Source organism: Spongiactinospora rosea, assembly GCF_003315795.1.
In the GTDB taxonomy this organism is placed as follows: Bacteria; Actinomycetota; Actinomycetes; order Streptosporangiales; family Streptosporangiaceae; genus Spongiactinospora; species Spongiactinospora rosea.
Map to the genome: position 1 here is coordinate 18,018 of NZ_QMEY01000045.1, position 17,947 is coordinate 35,964.

Consider the following 17,947-nt stretch of genomic DNA (forward strand, 5'->3'; position numbering starts at 1 on the left):
GCTGCACCGGGCCTACCTGACGGCGGCCGGTGCCGCTCGCACCGTGAAGATGTGGGCCGGCTGGATCTGCGGATCGAGACGGACGTAATTGGCCTGACGCCAGCGGTAGGACTCGCCGGACAGCTCGTCGTCCACGACGAACTCGGCCTGCGGGTCAAGACCGAGGGCGGGCAGATCCAAGAACACGGTCGCCTCGCGGGTGTTGTGCGGATCCAGATTGACGACAGCCAGCACGACATCGCCTATGCCGTGCCGGCGCGCGCCGGACGCGTCGTAGGCGCCGCCCTGCCGCTCCGCGGGCAACCGCTTGGAGAAGCAGACGATGTCTGGCTGATCGACGTTGTGAAACCGTAGGTTACGCAATTCTTGCAGGGCCGGATGGGCTCTTCTGAACAAATTCAGCTGCGTGATGAACGGAGCGAGACTTCGGCCTTCGCGCTCGGCATTCACCCAATCGCGCGGTTTGTATTGATATTTCTCACTATCCAGGTACTCCTCGCTACCGGGGCGAACCGGGACATTCTCTGCAAGCTCATACCCGGCGTACACGCCCCACGTCGGCCCGGTCAACGCCGCCAGCACCGCCCGGATCTTGAACGCGGGCACTCCGCCGTGCTGAAGGTACTCGTGCAAGATGTCCGGCGTGTTGACGAAGAGGTTCGGGCGCAAGAAGTGCGAGGTCTCCCTGGACAGCTCGGTGAGGTATTCCTCCACCTCCACCCGCGAGTTGCGCCAGGTGAAGTAGGTGTAGGACTGATGGAACCCGACCTTGGCGAGGGTCTGCATCATCGCCGGTCGGGTGAACGCCTCGGAAAGGAACAGCACGTCGGGATCGGTGGCGTGGATGTCGGCCAGCAGCCGGTCCCAGAAGCTCACCGGCTTGGTGTGCGGGTTGTCCACCCGGAAGATCCGCACGCCGTGGTCCATCCACAGCCGTACGACCCGCCTGACCTCGGCGTAGATCCCCTCCGGATCGTTGTCGAAGTTGAGCGGGTAGATGTCCTGGTACTTCTTCGGCGGGTTCTCCGCGTAGGCGATCGTGCCGTCGGCCCGTACGTTGAACCACTCCGGGTGCTCCTTGACCCACGGGTGGTCGGGGGAGCACTGCAGGGCCAGGTCGATCGCGACCTCCATGCCCAGCTCGCGAGTGCGCTGGACGAAGGCATCGAAATCCGCGAAATCCCCCAGATCAGGGTGGATCGCGTCATGCCCGCCCTGCTCGGAGCCGATGGCCCAGGGCGATCCCGGGTCGTAGGGCTCGGGGTGCAGGGTGTTGTTCCTGCCCTTGCGGTGGGCGAGCCCGATGGGGTGGACCGGGGGCAGGTAGACGACGTCGAAGCCCATGGCGGCGACGGCGGGGAGCCGCTTGCTCGCCGTACGGAAATTTCCGGACTTGGGGGCGGTGGCGTCGTCCACGATCGCGCCCTCGGAGCGCGGGAAGAACTCGTACCACGAACCGAACAGCGCCCTGCGCCGGTGCACCAGGATCTCGTGCTCGGACGAGGTGGTCACCAGGTCGCGCAGCGGATGGGCGGCCAGCAGCGCGGCGGTCTGCGGGAGCTGCGCCACCGAGAGCCGCGCCCGCGGGTCGAGGTTCTCGTCCCGCAGCCGGGCCGCGACCTCCTGCAACGCGGCGCGGTGGCCGCAGGCGGGCTCGGCGTCGCGCTCGCCGATGGGCGTACCGCCGCGACCTGCCCCCACGGCGACCGGCTCGGCCTTGGCGGCGGACGGGTGCGCGCCGCGGCAGTCGGCCGGGCGTACGGCCTTGGCCGCCCGCTCGAACAGCCGCGCGCCCTCCTCGCACATCAGATCCACGTCGAGACCCCGGGGGATCTTGATGGCGGCGTCGTGCAGCCAGGTGGCGATCGGATCGCCCCACGCCTCGACGCGGAAATGCCAAAGGCCCTCATCGGGCAGCGTCACCTGGACACCCCAGCGGTCGGTGCCGGGCGCCATCTCCCGCATCGGCAGCAGCGGCCCGCGCGCGCCCGCTGGATCGGTCAGCACCACGCCGGCCGCGACCGCGTCGTGGCCCTCGCGGAACACCGTCGCCGCCAGGTCGAAGGTCTCGCCCGCAGCGGCCTTGGCCGGCCGCCGGCCGCAGTCGACCACGGGATGGATGTCCAGTATGGGGATTCGTCCAATCATCGCGTCTCAAGGTAGCGACGGCGCACTCGGTGCCGCCGGGGATTGTCCGGAAGGGCGGATCTTTCTCTGGTCATGGCCGGGGCATGCATGAGCATGCGCCGCGACATGTTGTCCTGGTGGCGCCCGGGTGGAGTCGGTGGTTCATCCAAGGACGTGCCCCAATCACCCGGCTTCATGCCTCCCGGAGAAAGAGTCATGAAGTCTTCCTCTCGGGCGAGTTGCCCCAGCCCGGCAGGTCCGGGGACGATCCGGGAGGCCGGGTACGACAAGGCGCTGAGCAGGAATTCCGCTTTGAGATGTTTTGCCGCTGAGTAAGGGGAGACGGTTGAGAGGCATGTGCCCAGCACGGGTGTTTCGGTCGCGCAGTACGTCGAAGAGTAACTAGGGTCTGGCAGAGTGAGAGCAATCCGCAGGTTCACCGTACGCACCGTCCTCCCTCGCGAGCTCGCCGCGCTCGGCGAGCTGGTCCACAACCTTCGCTGGTCGTGGCACCCGGAGACGCTGGACCTCTTCGCCGACGTGGACCCCGACACCTGGGAGCGCGTCGGGGGCGACCCGGTCGCGCTGCTCGGCGCGGTCGAGGCCGGACGGCTCCAGCAGCTCACCCGCGACCGGCGCTTCCTGCGCCGGCTCGCCGATGCCGCAGACGACCTGCGGGAGTACATGACGGCACCACGCTGGTACCAGAACATCCCCCGTGCCCCCTCTGCCATCGCGTACTTCTCCCCGGAGTACGGCATAGCCGCGGCGCTCCCGCAGTATTCGGGCGGACTCGGCATCCTGGCCGGTGACCACCTGAAGACCGCGAGCGACCTCGGTGTCCCCATTCTCGCCGTCGGCCTGCTTTATCGGCATGGCTATTTCAGCCAGACCTTGTCCCCCGAAGGCTGGCAACTGGAGCACTATCCGAGCCTGGACCCCGGGGGGCTGCCGCTCACGCTCCTCAAGGACGCCGACGGCGTACCGGCCCGCGTCCGCATCGGCCTGCCACAGGACCGCACCATGCACGCGCAGATCTGGGTGGCCCAGGTCGGGCGCGTCCCGCTGCTGCTGCTCGACTCCGACGTGGCCGAGAACGACAACGCCGCCCGCGACATCACCGACCGCCTCTACGGCGGCGGCACCGACCACCGCCTCATGCAGGAGCTGCTGCTCGGCGTCGGGGGAGTGCGGGCGATCCGCCAGTACTGCGACATCACCGGCCACGCCGAGCCCGAGGTCTTCCACACCAACGAGGGACACGCCGGGTTCCTCGGCCTGGAGCGCATCCGCGAGCTGACCGAGAGCCGCCTGTCCTTCGACGAGGCCCTGGAGGCGGTACGCGCGGGCACGGTCTTCACCACCCACACGCCGGTGCCCGCCGGGATCGACCGGTTCCCGGCCGACATGATCGCCCGGCAGTTCGGCGGCGACAACGCCTGGCCGACCGTGCCGGTGGAGCGCATCCTGGCCCTCGGCGAGGAGCCCGTCCCGGCCGGGCAGGAGCACGAGTCAGGGCGCGGGATGTTCAACATGGCGGTCATGGGCATGCGGCTCGCCCAGCGGGTCAACGGCGTGTCGCGGCTGCACGGCGAGGTCAGCAGGGGGATGTTCCAGGGCCTTTGGCCGGGTTTCGACCTCGAAGACGTACCGGTCGGCTCGATCACGAACGGCGTGCACGCACCCACCTGGGTCGGCCGCGAACTGATGGAACTGGCCGGTCGCGAACTCCCCTCCCTGGTCGACAGCGCCCAGGGCTGGAACAGCGTCCAGAAGATCTCCGACAAGGACATCTGGGAGATCAGGGGCACCCTGCGGGCCCGGCTCGTGCACGCGGCCCGGCGGCGGCTGCGCGCCTCCTGGGTGGACCGGGGGGCCTCGGTCGCCGAACTCGGCTGGATCGACGACGCCCTCGACCCCGACGTCCTGACCATCGGCTTCGCCCGCCGGGTGCCCTCCTACAAGCGGCTCACGCTGATGCTGAAGGACCCCGCGCGGCTGCGCGAACTACTGCTGCACCCGCAGCGGCCGGTGCAGATCGTGATCGCCGGCAAGGCGCACCCGGCCGACGAGGGCGGCAAGAAGCTGATCCAGCAGATCGTGAAGTTCGCCGACGCCGAGGACGTCCGGCACCGCATCGTCTTCCTGCCCGACTATGACATGAACCTCGGGCGGCTCCTGGTCCAGGGCTGCGACGTGTGGATGAACAACCCGCTGCGCCCGCTGGAGGCGTGCGGCACCAGCGGCATGAAGGCCGCCCTTAACGGCGGGCTCAACCTGTCCATCCGGGACGGCTGGTGGGACGAGTGGTACGACGGCACCAACGGCTGGGCCATCCCCACCGCCGACGGCGTCGCCGACCCCGATCGCCGCGACGAACTGGAGGCCGCCGGCCTGTACGACCTGATCGAGCAGGAGGTCGCCGACCGCTTCTACGACCGGGCCGCCGACGGGCTGCCCCGGCGCTGGCTGGAGATGGTCAGGCACACGCTGGCCTCGCTGGGCCCCAAGGTGCTGGCCGGGCGGATGCTCCGCGACTACGTGATCGACCTCTACGCCCCCGCCGCCGCCTCGGCGCAGGCCCTCGCGGCCGACGACCACGCCGCGGCCAAGGGCTTCGCCGCCTGGAAGCTGCGGGTGACCCAGGCGTGGCCCGGGGTGCGGGTCGAGCACGTGGAGGCCGCCGGGCTGGGCGACACGCCGGAGGTCGGCGCGACCCTGGAGCTGCGGGCCACCATCGCGCTCGGCGAGCTTGAGCCGGGCGACGTACGCGTGCAGGCCGCGTACGGGAAGGTGGGCCTGCACGACGAACTCGTCCGCCCCGACTTCGCCGACTTCGCCATCGACTCGGTCAGCGACGACGGCCGGGCGCACTTCACCGGGGCGATCCCGCTGGACCGCACCGGGGCCTTCGGCTACACGATCCGCGTGGTGCCCGCGCATCCGCTGATGGACTCCCCGGCCGAGCTGGGTCTGATCGCGGTGCCCGAGGCGCCTGCGGGCATGACGAACGGCACGCTCCGGTAGCCCGGCGCGGGCGGTAGGCTGCCCTGTCGATCACGTTACCGGCACACCAGAGGGCGGCCATGGACGACGAAACCACCCGGCCCGGTGAGGGGCCTCCGGTCGAGACGCTGGTCGCCACGGTACGGGGGGTGCTGCCGTCGCTGACCCCGGCGGCACAGACGGTCGCCCGGCTGATCCTCGACGACCCCGGCATGGTCGCGCGCAGCACCATCACCGAGCTGAGCGCGGCCTCCGGCACCAGCGAGGCCACGATCGTGCGTACCGCCCGCGTCCTCGGCTTCGCCGGATATCCCCAGCTCCGGCTGGCGCTCGCGGCCGCCTCGGCGGCCCGCCCGGCCGAACGGCTGGTGCCCGGCGACCTCGCCCCCGACGATCCGCTGTCGGAGGTGATCGTCAAGGTCTCCCGCGCGGAGTCGGAGGCCATCGAGGACACCGTCGCCCAGCTCACCGCCGAACGCCTCGGCGTGGTCGTCGAGACCATCGCCGGGGCCCGCCGCGTCGACGTCTATGGGGTGGGCGCTTCTGGCCTGGTCGCGACCGACATGGCGCAGAAGCTGCTGCGCATCGGGATGACGAGCAACGCGTTCACGGACGCGCATCTGGCTCTGACGAGTTCGGTACTGCTGCGGGCGGGCGATGTGGCGGTGGGCATCAGCACCTCGGGGGAGACGCCCGACGTACTGGGGCCGCTGCGCAACGCGCGTGACGCGGGGGCGGCCACGGTGGCGATCACCAACAATCCGCGCAGCTCGATCGCCCAGGTGGCGGACCATGTGCTGATCTCGGCGGGGCGGGAGACCGCGTTCCGGCCGGGGGCGCTGGCCAGCAGGATCAGTCAGTTGCTGGTGGTGGACTGCGTGTTCGTGGGGGTCGCGCAGCGCACCTTCGACTCCTCACAGCGGGCGTTGCAGGCGACCCGTACGGCGATCGGCGACTTCCTGCGTTCGGGCCGCACCAAGCCTTGAATCGGCGGGTGGTGGCTTATGGTAAGCTTGCCGATGCGAAGAGTGATTGTTGACGATTTTCTTCAGTGCATTGATTCCTTGGGAAATTTCTGTCATCTTCCGCTAAGAGCACTTTTGTCCCCTGCCCCCGGTTCGACCCCCGCTTGACCCCAAGGAGCCAGGCCATGGCCATGGATCGCCGAGTCCTGCTGCGCGGCCTCGCGGCCTCAGCCGCGGCGGGACCGCTCGCGTCGTTGTTCGCCCAGCCTTCGGAGGCGGCCGTGCCGATGATCGCGCCCGCCGCGGCGCCGCTCCGGCAGATGCGCGGCATGTGGATCGCGTCGGTGCTCAACATCAACTGGCCCTCCAAGCCGGGCCTGAGTCCCGACCAGCAGCGCGCCGAGTTCCGGTCCTGGCTCGACCTGGCCGTGGCGCGCAAGCTCAACTCGGTGTTCGTCCAGATCAGGCCGGCCGCCGACGCCTTCTGGCCGTCGCCGCACGAGCCGTGGTCGGAATACCTCACCGGCACGCAGGGCAAAGACCCCGGCTATGACCCGCTCGGCTTCGCGGTGGCCGAGGCGCACAAGCGCGGGCTCGCCTTCCACGGGTGGTTCAACCCCTACCGGGTGTCGATGCAGGGCGACCTGGCCAAGCTGCACCCCGACCACCCCGGCAGGCGGCACCCCGAGTGGATCGTCGCCTACGGCGGGCGGCTCTACTACAACCCGGGCCTGCCCGAGGTCCGCGCCTTCGTGCAGGACGCCATGATGGACGCGGTCACCCGCTACGACCTCGACGGCCTCCACTTTGACGACTACTTCTACCCGGTCAACACCGCGGCGTTCGACGACAGCGCGGCCTTCGCGAAGTACGGCTCGGGGTTCCCCGACCTCGCCGCCTGGCGGCGCGACAACGTCGATCGGCTGGTGCGCGAGATGCAGCAGCGGGTACGGGCGGCCAAACCCGAGGTCGCGTGGGGGATCAGCCCGTCCGGCATCTGGCGCAACAAGGGCACCGACCCGCTCGGCTCCGACACCAACGGCAGCCAGTCCTACGACAACCTGCACGCCGACACCCGGGGCTGGGTGAAGAAGGGCCTGCTCGACTACATCGCGCCGCAGATCTACTGGAACATCGGCTTCACCGTCGCCGACTACGCCAAGCTCGCGCCCTGGTGGGCCGATGTGGCGGCGGGCACCGGGGTGCAGTTGTGGATCGGCCAGGCCGCCTACAAGGTCGCGGCGAGCGGGCAGCCCGCGCCGTGGTTCGAGCCGGGCGAGTTGTCCTCCCACCTCACCCTCAACCGGGGGCTCCCGGCCATCGGCGGCGACATCTGGTACAACGCGGCCGACGTCCGCGCCGACCGGATCGGCTCGATCACCAAGGTCGTCGCCGACCACTACGCGTCCCCGGCACTGCCGCCCCTGCTGCCCCGCCTCGCCTCCGGCCGTTCCCCCCGCCGCCCGATCCTCACCCACGCCCGCCGCACCTCGGCGGGCACCGAGCTGCGCTTCCACACGACGGGGGGCGAGACCCCACGCCTGTGCGCGATCTACCGGGTCACCTCGGGCAGCCCCGACCCGCGCACGGGCCGCGACCTGGTGGCGGTCGTCCCGGGCGCGAAGTCGGCCACCTGGACCGACCCGGCAAAGGTCCGTGGCGCCACCTACCACGTCACCGCCCTCGACGCGGCCAACCGCCAAAGCCCCCTCTCCTCCGGCCGCCGCCCCCACTGACCACATTCTTTAAAGGGTCCGAAGACCTTGAGGGCCTGAAGGGCGTGGCCCTCGCTGTCGCTCGGACGCTTTCCTGGTGTCGGGCTCCGCCCGACGTCGGTGCGTCTCGCGTGCCGTATGTTCTGGCCCTTGTTCTTGTACGGCGGGGCTCGCTAGAGCCACCGCGTTGTGCCGGGTTGCGCTCTGGTGCCTTGCGTTTCGCGTGTGTCGTGGGGGATCGCCGTACCGAGCACCGGCTTAATGGGGCCATTCCCAGCCCACCACGCCGTTGATCAGGGAGCCGTCATTCCTCCATCGGTTTTCGGGTGTTGTCCCAGCCTGCCGCAGGGCGCCGCTTCGCGCGTCTGAAGGGTGTGGCCCTCGCTGTCGCTCGGACGTTCTTCTGGTGTCGGGCTCCGCCCGACGTCGGGGTTGCTCGTGTGCCGTGTGTCCAGGCCCTGGTTCTTATAGGGCGAGTGTCGGTTCCACCGCCGCGCCGTGCCCGGTTGCGTCCTGTGCCCGATGTTTCGCATGCGTCGTGGCCGATCACCGTACCGAGCGCCGACTCTAAGGTGCCCTTCCAGACGACCACGTCGTCGGCCAATGGACCGCTATTACCCGCCGCCCTCCAGGCGCTGCCCCTTGGCTTCCGGCTGGGGCGCTGCTTCGCGTGCCCGAAGGGCGTTGCCCTCGCTGTCTCTCAGAGGTTCTTCCGATCTCGGGCTTCGCCCCACGTTGACGTTGCTCGTACGCTGGGCGTTCCGGTCGTAGTTCGTGTGCAACAGGCCCTTCTACCGTCGCCGTGTCTTTGGTCACTCGCCGTACTCAGCACTCGACACCATCGCTGAACTGCCGACCGTCATGCGGAGCCTTCCCGCTCTGGCCTGCTCGCCGAGCATAAGAGGGGGCGCGCCGCACTGGTTGATCTCCACTTCGCCGAGCCGCGACCTCACGGATCCGGACATGTACAGGTACGACCACCATCGCCGCGCCGAAGGGGCTGATCTTCGGGCGGCTCATGTGCGAGCGAGATCACCAGAGGGTGGCCTGGACCCGGCAGGCAGGTGTCCTCGCTCAGGATCGGTATCGGGTTGCCGTACCGGTCCGTGCCCGCGAGCCGCCAGTTGTAGCCGTAGATCACGTAGATCCCGAATATCGGTCGGTTGCAGTGACGGCAGGTGGCGAGGCGGTCGCTGGGCTGGGGACGATAGGGAGCAGCGCATACTGTCATGACGACTCCGGGTGGACCTCGGCGGGCGCACGCCGGGAAGCGCGCGAGACCTCGCCGCGGGTCTCAATAGCGGCAGTGTGAGGGGCGGGTCGGTGGTAGTGCTCAACATGGCCCTGGATGCTCATGAATTCGGCGGTGCGCCCATCGTGGGCGAGGACGGCCGCCTTGCCGCATGGGGAATGAAGGTGTCGGCGTCAAGAGATTCGGTGTCCGAGCCACGCCCGGCCGGCGCGGGCCGCGTGTTCGTGTGCGGCGCGGGCGGACGTCGGCCCTACTGCGGCCTTGTAGCGGTGGAGCAGGGTCCATAGCGCGATCATTCTGGTCACCTGATCGTCCGGCGCGGACTGCCACACTGCGAGGTCGGTGAGCATGGATTCAGTGCGCTGGGGGGAGTGACCCGCGCAGATCAGCCAGGGGGCGAACATCACCGGCTCCACCCATGCCGGGCCCTGGCAGGCGAAGCCCCAGTCGAGGATGAGCGTGGCAGGGCCGGTGGCGTTCGGACCGACCATGCGGAGCACGCCGGGGTACAGCGTGAAGTGCAGCAGCGTCGTGCCGGTCAGCGTGCCGGGGTCGAATCCGTCGAGGACTTCGGTGTATATCGCCCGGTCGGTGCTGCGCATGGTGTCGAGATCATCCAGCAAGGAGTGCGCCTTGCCGACGAGGTTGCGGACGTGGCCCAACAGCGGGGGCGCGCCAGGTGGGCAGGGCGTGAGCAGGTCGCCCAGGCTCGCGACGGTCTTCAGGGCCTTCGGCACGTCCGGCGAGCCGGGCGACAGGTCCGCCGTCCGCCCATCGATGAACGTGTGGGCCATCGCGATCCACCCATGCGCGGTGCTCGACCATTGCATCCTCGGAGCGGGTACCGCGACGGGCAGGATCAGGCCGATCCGGCGTTCGCGTTCGTAGATGCGGGCGATGGGGTGACCTGTGGGGCACGCCTTGAGCCAGGTGCTCCTACGGTTCTCGTGCAGCAGCCGGACTCCTGCGCCTGCCGTGTGCCCGCGAGCCGGAGCCGCGGCCTTGATGACCACGCCGAGATGCATCTCCACGTCGTCACGGAGCGACTGCGGCAGTTGCTCCCATTGGATTCCCATAGGCCTGCTTCTTTTCCGGTGGTTTCGGTTCGGGCTTTTCTTGGCGGCGGCCCCTGCGACACTCCCCTCGCTTTTGCAGGTCGGGGCCGAGTCCAGGCGAACCAGGAGGCGAGGTGGACGCGCTGGCCGAGGGCAGCGCGTCCACTGGACGCCTCGCCGAGGAGTGCGCGAGCGGGCGGCGCGTCTGGGCGTGGTGGGCCGCCCGCCCGCGCGGGCACAGGGGCCAGCGGATCCCTGTGCGGCGCGGCATGCCCCCGGGGGTGGGGCAGCCGCGCATTCTGGTTGGTCTGGATGGCGCGGGCAGGGGGGACACCTCGCCCCCACCCGCGCCCGGCGGGCCATCGATGGCCCGCCGTACGGCACGGCGACGCGCTGCTCTCCCTCGCCACGCCGCCGTACCCGATCATGTGATGGCCCTGCCGCATATTTCCAGGCAGTAGCCAGGGGCGTGCGCTACGCCGTGGGTCGAGTGGGCCGTTGGCGTACCTGATCCCGAGGAGCGACGACCGTGCCTACCGGACCCGTCTCCCCGGACGGGACGGGGGGTTCCCAGGTCGGTTCCATGTGGGGGCGCGGGCGGGCCGGGGCCACCAGTCCGGCCCGCCCGGGGACTCCTGCGATCCCCGTGGGATGGCGCGGCAGCGACCGCGCCTGCTCAGGGCATGATCACCCACGCAGCCTCCGGCACGATCTCGGTCATGCCGCCCTTACGACGTGCGGTGACCAGCGTCTCGCCGTAGGTGTAGAGAACGCCAACGGACGACATCCGCGCGGACCGCACGCGGCCCCGGCCCTCGGCGAAGCCGCCGAGGGCGGTCAGCATCTGCCGCTCGGCCACGGCCAGGTCGCCGGTCACACCGCTCGCGCCGCGATCACCGGCCTCGACCGCCCAGACCAGCAGTAGAGGACATGCCGGCAGTGGGATGGCGGTCGCGTGTTCAGAGAGGAGCGTCATGCCGCTCCTCCCCGGGCTTGGGGTTCAGAAGGGCATGGTCAGCGGCCAGGGCCGCCGCGGCACCTGCCGCTGTCGTGCGCCAGGTGAACAATGGGACACCCGCCCGGCCGCGGCGCGGGCGACGCCACTGGATCTGGCCGTCGCAGACGGTGGCGACCAGGCCATGGCACAGCGATACCAGGACCTCTCCGTGGTCGTTGATGACGCCCACGTTGCGGAGCCCGAGTGCGCTGAGCGCTGCGGCGAGCTGCCGGGCGAGTACGCGTGTCGGATCGTCCGGCCCGCACACCGCCTGGAAGGAAGGCATGAACGGACTCATCGGCCGCACTCCATGGGGCCGGTTTTCGGATCGAGCGAAAAGCAGGTTCTGTCGCGCGGGCGCTCGTGATAAGTCAGCGCCGTACTTGGTGCCTTGTTCGGTAGGAATATGATTCTCGCCCGTTTGTCGCCATCATTGACCAATTTGTGCTCCGAGCGGACTGTAATGGTATCGACGCGAAGGGTGGTGCCGGGCCTCGAAGGTAAGGGAATTCGGCGGTCATCAATAGGTCGCCTGGCGGTCATGCGCGGTCATGTGCGGTCACGGCGTCCCGCGGGTCACATACGCCCCCCATGGCAGGGGCAGGGTCTCTAGAGTGTGAGCACCACACACATGTCGCTCCCCACCGATGTGCCGGAGGAGTCCGATGTCAACACCAGTGCAGCCCACCTTGCTCAAAGCGCTACTGGCGAAACGGCACATCCAGTCATACAGTGCATTCGCCATCGCATATAACAAAGCGGTCAGGGAGATAGGCGACCGAAACCTGATCGGGACGGCGCCCAGCGCCGAGCAATACCGGCGCTGGCTAGGAGGCCGCGTCAAGACACTCCCCGATCCCGCACGGTGCCGCGTTCTGGAGCACATGTTTCCCCAATACAAAACGGCCGATTTACTACGAGCGGAACATGCCACTCTGGAGCTGCCAGAAGGGCAGGAAGAGGAGGACCCCACGAACCGCAGAGACATATTCCGCCTGGGCGGACACGCCCTTGTCGGTGGTGTCGCGGCCGCCTTGGCGAAGGGCCCGAACGAGCTATGGCAAACCTTGGACAGCGCCACCGTGGGCCCTTCCCGGCTCGCAGTCTTGCGCCGCGCAGCCGACCAGCTCGGCGAGCAGGTCGTCAAGCTTCCCCCGGCGACCCTGCTGCAAGACACGCTCATCCAGTTGAACAGCGTCCACGACCTGCTCCGCAGCCGTCAGCCCACAGCGGTACAGCAGGAACTCGCCCGCACCAGCGCCAAACTGGCCACGGTGGTCGGGGAGATCCTTTTCAACCTGAACCAGTTTTCACTGGCGGGGAATTGGTATGCCGCGGCGGGACGTGCAGCCGAGGAAGCCGGTGACCGCTACCTGGCCGACATCGCGCTCGCCGGGTCAACCTACCTTCCCACCTACTCCCATGACCCGCAGGCCGTGCTGGCCAATGTGATGCCCCGCCTCGAAGGATCTCCGACGCCCACCGCCGCTATCGCTTGGCTTTGGGCGTTCGCTGCGAAAGCCCACGCCGATCTCGGGCAACGCCACATGTTCGAGCAGGCCATCAACGCATCGCAAGAGACGCTGGAACGCTGTCCATCGGCGGCGTCGCCCCGGCCTGGAATCTTCAGCTTCCTCCCGGAGAAGAAGGATCTGTACGAAGCGTACGGCTATGGCGTCCTTGGGGACGCGGACAATGCCGCTGCTGCGGCCGGTCGCTCACTCGCCCGTTACGACATGACCGACACGACAGAGCCGGCGCTTGTCCGCTTTGAGCACGCCGCGGCGTTGGTGCGCGCCGGAGAAAAAGAGGAGGCGTGCCGCCTGGCCATGACCACGATAGAAGACCCGCACACCTATCCCGGCGTGGCCGTCGTCTGGCGCGCACGGAGATTCGACACACTGTTGGGCGATGAAGAACGCGGTGCTGTCCAAGAATGGCGGGAACGTCTACAGGCATTTCGAGTGCCCGCGGTCGGCGTATTGCCCGTAGCTTCGGCGGCCGACTCGTGACGCCACGAGAGCTGCTGGAACAGTACGTCGCCAGCGGCAAGGTCATGCAGGTGGCGACCGTCAATGAAGCCGGATCGCCACAGGTCTGTACGGTGTGGTACCAGCCCGAGTTTCGCCCCGACCGCCTTCGGTGGATCTCTCGTCACGACCGAGAGCACAGCCGCGCCATCGCCGCCAACCCACAGGTCGCGGGCGCGATCGTCGCCATTCCACTGGACGCGCTCGGGCAGGTCGTCCAAGGGGTCTCCTTCCATGGACGAGCCAGAGAACTGCCCGTTCAAGGCGTGGAGGACGAGATTCAGGCATTCATCGCGCGGTGGCCTGCCGCTGCGGCGGCTTTTGAGGCGATGGCCACCGGCGGTGCCACCCGGCTCTATGAGGTCGCTGTGGACGCGTGGGTGCTGTTCGATGAAGAACACTTCCCCGCGCCCGGGAATCCCCGACAATCCATCACAGCCGAATAGACTCCGCTACCCGATCATGAGCTCGGGTGTGTCCAGCCGTACCTGCTGCCCATTAGGGGTGGCGGTCATCCCGAGCCGATGGTCGCCGTCCAGCGGCCCCGACGCAGAGTTATGGCACCCTCCGGGTTGATGGTCGCCCGTGCCCCCAGGAACGGGAGTTCGCCGTCCCGGATCCAGTGGTCCCGCACCTGGTCCAGGTAGTCCCACAGGCGGCGCGGCCCGCCCTGGTGGACGGTCACCACACCGTCGCGTTCCTCGGCACGGGACCACGACCCGTCCTGGTGGGTCATGACCGCGATGCGGGCGCTGCTCGTATCCGAGTAGTGGTGCCGGATGCCCGGGGCGATGATCTCCAGCATCGTTCGGACGTCCCACGCCTCGATCACTTCCAGGACGAACGGATAGCGGCCGACCCGGACGTCCTCGCCATCCTCGACGCGGGCGCGTTTGAGTAGAGCATGGTCGCGCAACGGGTAGTCGGGGCCGGTCCGGGTGTTCATGAACATGGCCCGGTCACGTTCGATCCGGCCGGCCGCGCCGCCGTCCTCCTGTTTCTCGGCGGTGAGGATCAGGCTCATGCTGGCCAGAGTGGTGGCCAGCCGACCGCCGACATGCAGGGCTTCCAGCCAGGAGGCCGGGACGGTGGCGACCGACACCATGGCGACGATGCGGTGCCACTGGCCGTCGAGCGGACTGGTGGCGTCACCGGCGATGAGCCGCGGGTGGTAACCGATCTCTTCCAGCCGGTCTTCGGCCGCGCTGTTCAGGTACGGGTCCACGTCGATCGCGGTGACACGGCCGGAGCCGAGTCGTGCGCACAGCACGGCGGTGCCATAGCCGCTGCCTGTGCCGACGTCCAGCACTGTGCAGCGGTCGTCGATCGAAGCATGCCGGTACATCTGGGCCACCAGCCCCGGCAGGGTGGCCGAGGAGGTGGGCAGCCCGGACGGAACCGTGCCCGGTTCGGCGTGATCGGCGTGCAGGGCTCCGACCCGGGTCACGAGAGTGCGGTTGCTGTAGGCGGTCCTCAGCCATCTGTCGTGGTCGGACTCGCCGATGCGGAGTTCCCAATCGTCGCCGCCGCCCCACCAGCGAGGGACGAACGTGTGACGTGGGATCGACGCGATCGGGTCGCGCCACCTGGATCCGGGCGGAGTGGCGACCGCGGCCAGGGCCTGCGCGTGGTGCTTCCAGTCCATGAGGAAGTATCCGCTGACGTCGCTCACTGCCCGCCACCCATCGAACGGAGCCGGGAGGGGACCTGCCGCCGGATGAGCGCGTTGCCCTCGTAGGGGGTCTCAGCCGGTTTGCAATCTCCACCGTCCAGGTTCGGCTTGCACTTCTTGAGCGGCGTGCAGTCCTCGTCGTCGTCGTCCTCCGACCGGATCGGGCGGGGCACCTGCGCGAGCAGCGCGTACCAGGCCGCACCGCCGAGGATCTCGGCCAGCGGGGTGGTGCGGACGTTTCCCGCAGAGGACAGGAACCTGGACAGGACGCACATACGGACCTCGCCGTCCCAGGAGATGGCGGCGCGGCCGTTGCCGCATTGGCCGCACAACTCCTTCACGCTCGATCGCACACCCGTCGCGACGGTGGCGCGGCCGACGCCGCGAATCCGGTCGGGAGCCTCGACGTGGGGAACGCCCAGCCTGATCAGCTCCTCGCGGGCCTGTTGGGCGCGCTGGCCGGGTCCGCAGTCCACAATGCCGACCTTGAGCGGTATGCCGCGGTGCACCGCTTCGATTATGGCGGCGCGGGTGCGGGCGTGACTGCCCTGGCGGCCGGTGATCTTGTCGTGCTCGGCGGGAACGTCGCTGTGTCGGGTAGCCCCTGCTCCTCTCGGATGCAGGGGCCCCCTCAGAACCGGGCGTGCGACTCTCACCGCACCCGGCTCAAGCAGGTCGCAAGAGCTATACATTGGGAATTCTCCTTGGTCCAGGCTGGTGGTCGGCTGCATGGTGCTGCCGGTGGCACGCAGCGTGGATGAGCACGAGATTGGACCTGTCATCTGTGCCACCTTGGCGCCGGTAGATCAGATGGTGCCTGTTGATCGTCCTGGCGTTTGCCACGAACCATTCCGCCCAGCTACGAACGGAGTCCGGCTCATAGCCCACGCCTTCGATCAAGTCCAGTCCGCAGAGCGGACATAGACCCTTTTGCCTGGCCGCGAGGTACACATTCGTCCTCCCGTCGGCTTGGGGGTGCGGTCTTTTGCGAGTCCGCTCGGCCCAGTAGTCAAGCAGCGCCGGATCATCCTTCGAGGCGTCCAACCGGACTTGTCGATGGCGCTGGATTCGGGTCCAACTGAACTTGTCCAGGTACTTACCGGTGTCTTCGTCTCCGAAGACCCATCGGTCCGTGCGGGATTTGCTAAAACGGCCGAAGTACTTCCGTTTGATCCACTCGGAAGACTTGTTGGCATGCCGTCGCTTTGACCATCTATACATCCGCTTGTGCATCCAGTTGTCCAGAGAACTGAATGTGCTGGATGCGGCCGCGCCTCTGTAGTAGGTAGCCCATCCCTTGATCAAAGGGTTGAGACGTCGAGTGACGTCTACGGTCCTGGCTGTCGCCATATCCTTGGTGATAGCCTTGATCCTCCCCTTGACGCTTTTCACCGCGTTGACACTCGGCCGGGTGAGCAGCTTGCCTTTGTAGCGCCGAATGTTGAATCCAAGGAAGTCGAATCCTTCTTCGAGGTGAACGATTTTCGTCTTTTCCTCGTTGAAGGACAGGCCTCTTGGTTCCAGCCATGCGGCCAGCTTCTGCTTCGCCTCGTGTGCGCCTTGCTTTGTGGTGCAGAGCACCACGAAGTCGTCGGCATATCGAATAAGTGCCGGTGTCCCTCTCAGATACCTCTGTCTTGGGGTGAGGTTCGGATCGTCGCCAGCGGCTTGTCCCATGCCGTGCAGGATGATGTTCAGGAGTAGAGGGCTGATCACTCCGCCTTGGGGCGCACCCTCGTCGGTGGGGGCGAATCGGCCGCCCTCCATGACACCAGCCTTGAGCCATCCTCTGATCTCCCGGGCAGCCGGGAAATTTCCGATGGCGTCCGTCAGGCGCTCATGGTTGATCCGGTCGAAGGCAGATGACAGGTCGGCGTCCAGGGCCCAGAGCCTTTGGGACCCTTTTTGTACGGTGTTCTTGAAGATCACCGCGACCGCATCGTGACAGCTTCTGCCGGGCCTGAAACCGAAGCTCTTGCCCTCGAAGCGGGCCTCCCATTCCGGCTCCAGAGCATTCTTCACTCTGGCCTGGTCCACCCGGTCCCTGATGGTGGGAATACCGAGCGGCCGGACCTTCCCATTGGCCTTCGGGATGTGCACGCGGCGCACGGGCCGACGCTTACAGCCGGGGGTCGTGGCCAGTGTCCTGGCCAGTCTTCCCCGGTCGCTCGCTGTCAGCCGGACGTCCCCGTCTACACCGGGGGTGCGCCGTCCCATACTCCGCTGCGTAACGCGTCGGACACTCGTGAGAGCATTCGCTTGAGATCGCAGCATGAGCTTTTGGAGATTCCGGACCTTCTTCAGGTCCCCTTCCTGCGTAGCTTTGAAGATTCTCTGTCGTAGCCGCCGTACGGTTCGTTCAGCCTTGGCCCAGTCGATATTGTGCCAGTACTGCGCGTCGTTCAGGTCTTCGTTCCCTTTGGGGGAGGGCAATCCTAAGCTATCGCTGTTCATGCTTTCCCCCTCCGTATCTAATTCCGACCCTGATTCAGGCGGTTTGCAGTTTCTACTTCAAAGACCCACCAGACCCGCGTGGGCACCCTTTCGGGTCCGAGCACTTGGTTCGGTATCCACTGGGTTATACGCGGCGACAGAGGTGTCGGCGCCCGCGCTTTCCCCTGAGCTTTCGCTCTGGTGGCATTCGCTTCTCGGGTCTTCCTTCTCCCGCAGCGGGCTTGGGCCTTGGTTACCCTTGGCTTACCAGGACGCATCCGTCTTGGACCTCTACGGGGTTTTCCTGTTGCTCTCGCTCCTGTTGCGACCCGTTAGGACGTCTCCTATATCCCGGGACTGCGGTGATCTCGCGGTAGTGGGCTACTGTCCACCGCCGCCGCATGGGGCTTTGCATCCCCTAGTCCTCCGCCGCCGACTCTTCACCATTGACGCGGCTTGCCACTGTCGAGACCTCTTCAGAGATTCACTTGCGTTCGTCCTTCGGGTCTCCCCCTTGTCCTGTTGCGCCCGATGGCACCGGGCATTCTTGGGACTTCTTTTCGGGAGGCTCCACACAAAGCCGTTACCGGCTATGCGCGCTCCCTCGGGGGCCCGCCCTTTATGACCACTGAGCGGGATTCTCCACTTTCCTCTGGCGCGGAGAACGCAGGCGGCGAGAACCATCAGGCCGCACA

At 67.7% G+C, this 17,947-nt stretch carries 13 protein-coding genes; 5 read left to right on the forward strand and 8 right to left on the reverse strand.

The features are described from left to right. Positions 1–12: 12 nt before the first annotated feature. Positions 13–2,148, reverse strand: a complete 2,136-nt coding sequence (locus DP939_RS43830) for an alpha-1,4-glucan--maltose-1-phosphate maltosyltransferase (protein ID WP_113986767.1) — start codon at positions 2,146–2,148, stop codon at positions 13–15. 396 nt (positions 2,149–2,544) lie between these two features. Between DP939_RS43830 and glgP the strand changes: the two genes are divergently transcribed. The 3 genes from glgP to DP939_RS43845 all read left to right on the forward strand — a co-directional run bounded on the left by glgP (position 2,545) and on the right by DP939_RS43845 (position 7,834). Then, on the forward strand, positions 2,545–5,154 hold the full coding sequence (gene glgP / locus DP939_RS43835; protein WP_113986768.1) for an alpha-glucan family phosphorylase: 2,610 nt from the start codon (positions 2,545–2,547) through the stop codon (positions 5,152–5,154). Between the two features lie 59 nt (positions 5,155–5,213). Further along, positions 5,214–6,119 (forward strand): MurR/RpiR family transcriptional regulator, encoded by a 906-nt coding sequence (locus DP939_RS43840; protein WP_113986769.1) that lies wholly within the window; start codon positions 5,214–5,216, stop codon positions 6,117–6,119. Between the two features lie 170 nt (positions 6,120–6,289). Beyond that, positions 6,290–7,834, forward strand: coding sequence for a glycoside hydrolase family 10 protein (locus DP939_RS43845; protein WP_113986777.1), 1,545 nt, complete (start codon positions 6,290–6,292; stop codon positions 7,832–7,834). 791 nt (positions 7,835–8,625) lie between these two features. Here DP939_RS43845 and DP939_RS46600 read toward each other — a convergent pair. From DP939_RS46600 to DP939_RS43860, 4 genes are all read right to left on the reverse strand, one after another. Further along, positions 8,626–8,778, reverse strand: a complete 153-nt coding sequence (locus tag DP939_RS46600; RefSeq protein ID WP_158579000.1) for a hypothetical protein — start codon at positions 8,776–8,778, stop codon at positions 8,626–8,628. Positions 8,779–9,238: 460 nt separating this feature from the next. Beyond that, on the reverse strand, positions 9,239–10,141 hold the full coding sequence (locus DP939_RS43850) for a phosphotransferase family protein (RefSeq protein ID WP_113986770.1): 903 nt from the start codon (positions 10,139–10,141) through the stop codon (positions 9,239–9,241). 655 nt (positions 10,142–10,796) lie between these two features. Further along, complete coding sequence (locus DP939_RS43855; RefSeq protein WP_113986771.1) at positions 10,797–11,096, reverse strand: hypothetical protein; 300 nt, start codon at positions 11,094–11,096, stop codon at positions 10,797–10,799. Next, a complete protein-coding gene (locus DP939_RS43860) occupies positions 11,080–11,415 on the reverse strand; it encodes a hypothetical protein (protein WP_147268394.1) in 336 nt (111 codons plus the stop codon). The genes DP939_RS43855 and DP939_RS43860 overlap by 17 nt, the downstream gene beginning before the upstream one ends. A 367-nt stretch (positions 11,416–11,782) precedes the next feature. On the opposite strand from DP939_RS43860, the gene DP939_RS45795 reads away from it, so the two are divergent. Both DP939_RS45795 and DP939_RS43865 read left to right on the forward strand, forming a co-directional pair. Next, on the forward strand, positions 11,783–13,129 hold the full coding sequence (locus DP939_RS45795) for a hypothetical protein (protein WP_147268395.1): 1,347 nt from the start codon (positions 11,783–11,785) through the stop codon (positions 13,127–13,129). After that, on the forward strand, positions 13,126–13,593 hold the full coding sequence (locus DP939_RS43865) for a pyridoxamine 5'-phosphate oxidase family protein (RefSeq protein ID WP_199565822.1): 468 nt from the start codon (positions 13,126–13,128) through the stop codon (positions 13,591–13,593). Before DP939_RS45795 ends, DP939_RS43865 begins: the two co-directional genes overlap by 4 nt. 65 nt (positions 13,594–13,658) lie before the next feature. Here the strand turns inward: DP939_RS43865 and DP939_RS43870 are convergent, their stop codons facing one another. The 3 genes from DP939_RS43870 to ltrA all read right to left on the reverse strand — a co-directional run bounded on the left by DP939_RS43870 (position 13,659) and on the right by ltrA (position 17,273). Beyond that, on the reverse strand, positions 13,659–14,819 hold the full coding sequence (locus DP939_RS43870) for a methyltransferase domain-containing protein (protein WP_225878925.1): 1,161 nt from the start codon (positions 14,817–14,819) through the stop codon (positions 13,659–13,661). Continuing rightward, the gene (locus DP939_RS43875) at positions 14,816–15,328 is read right to left on the reverse strand and encodes an SPASM domain-containing protein (protein ID WP_158579001.1); all 513 of its coding nucleotides are present in this window, start codon (positions 15,326–15,328) and stop codon (positions 14,816–14,818) included. Before DP939_RS43875 ends, DP939_RS43870 begins: the two co-directional genes overlap by 4 nt. Before the next feature lie 175 nt (positions 15,329–15,503). Beyond that, a complete protein-coding gene (gene ltrA, locus DP939_RS43880) occupies positions 15,504–17,273 on the reverse strand; it encodes a group II intron reverse transcriptase/maturase (protein WP_113986775.1) in 1,770 nt (589 codons plus the stop codon). Positions 17,274–17,947: the final 674 nt, after the last annotated feature.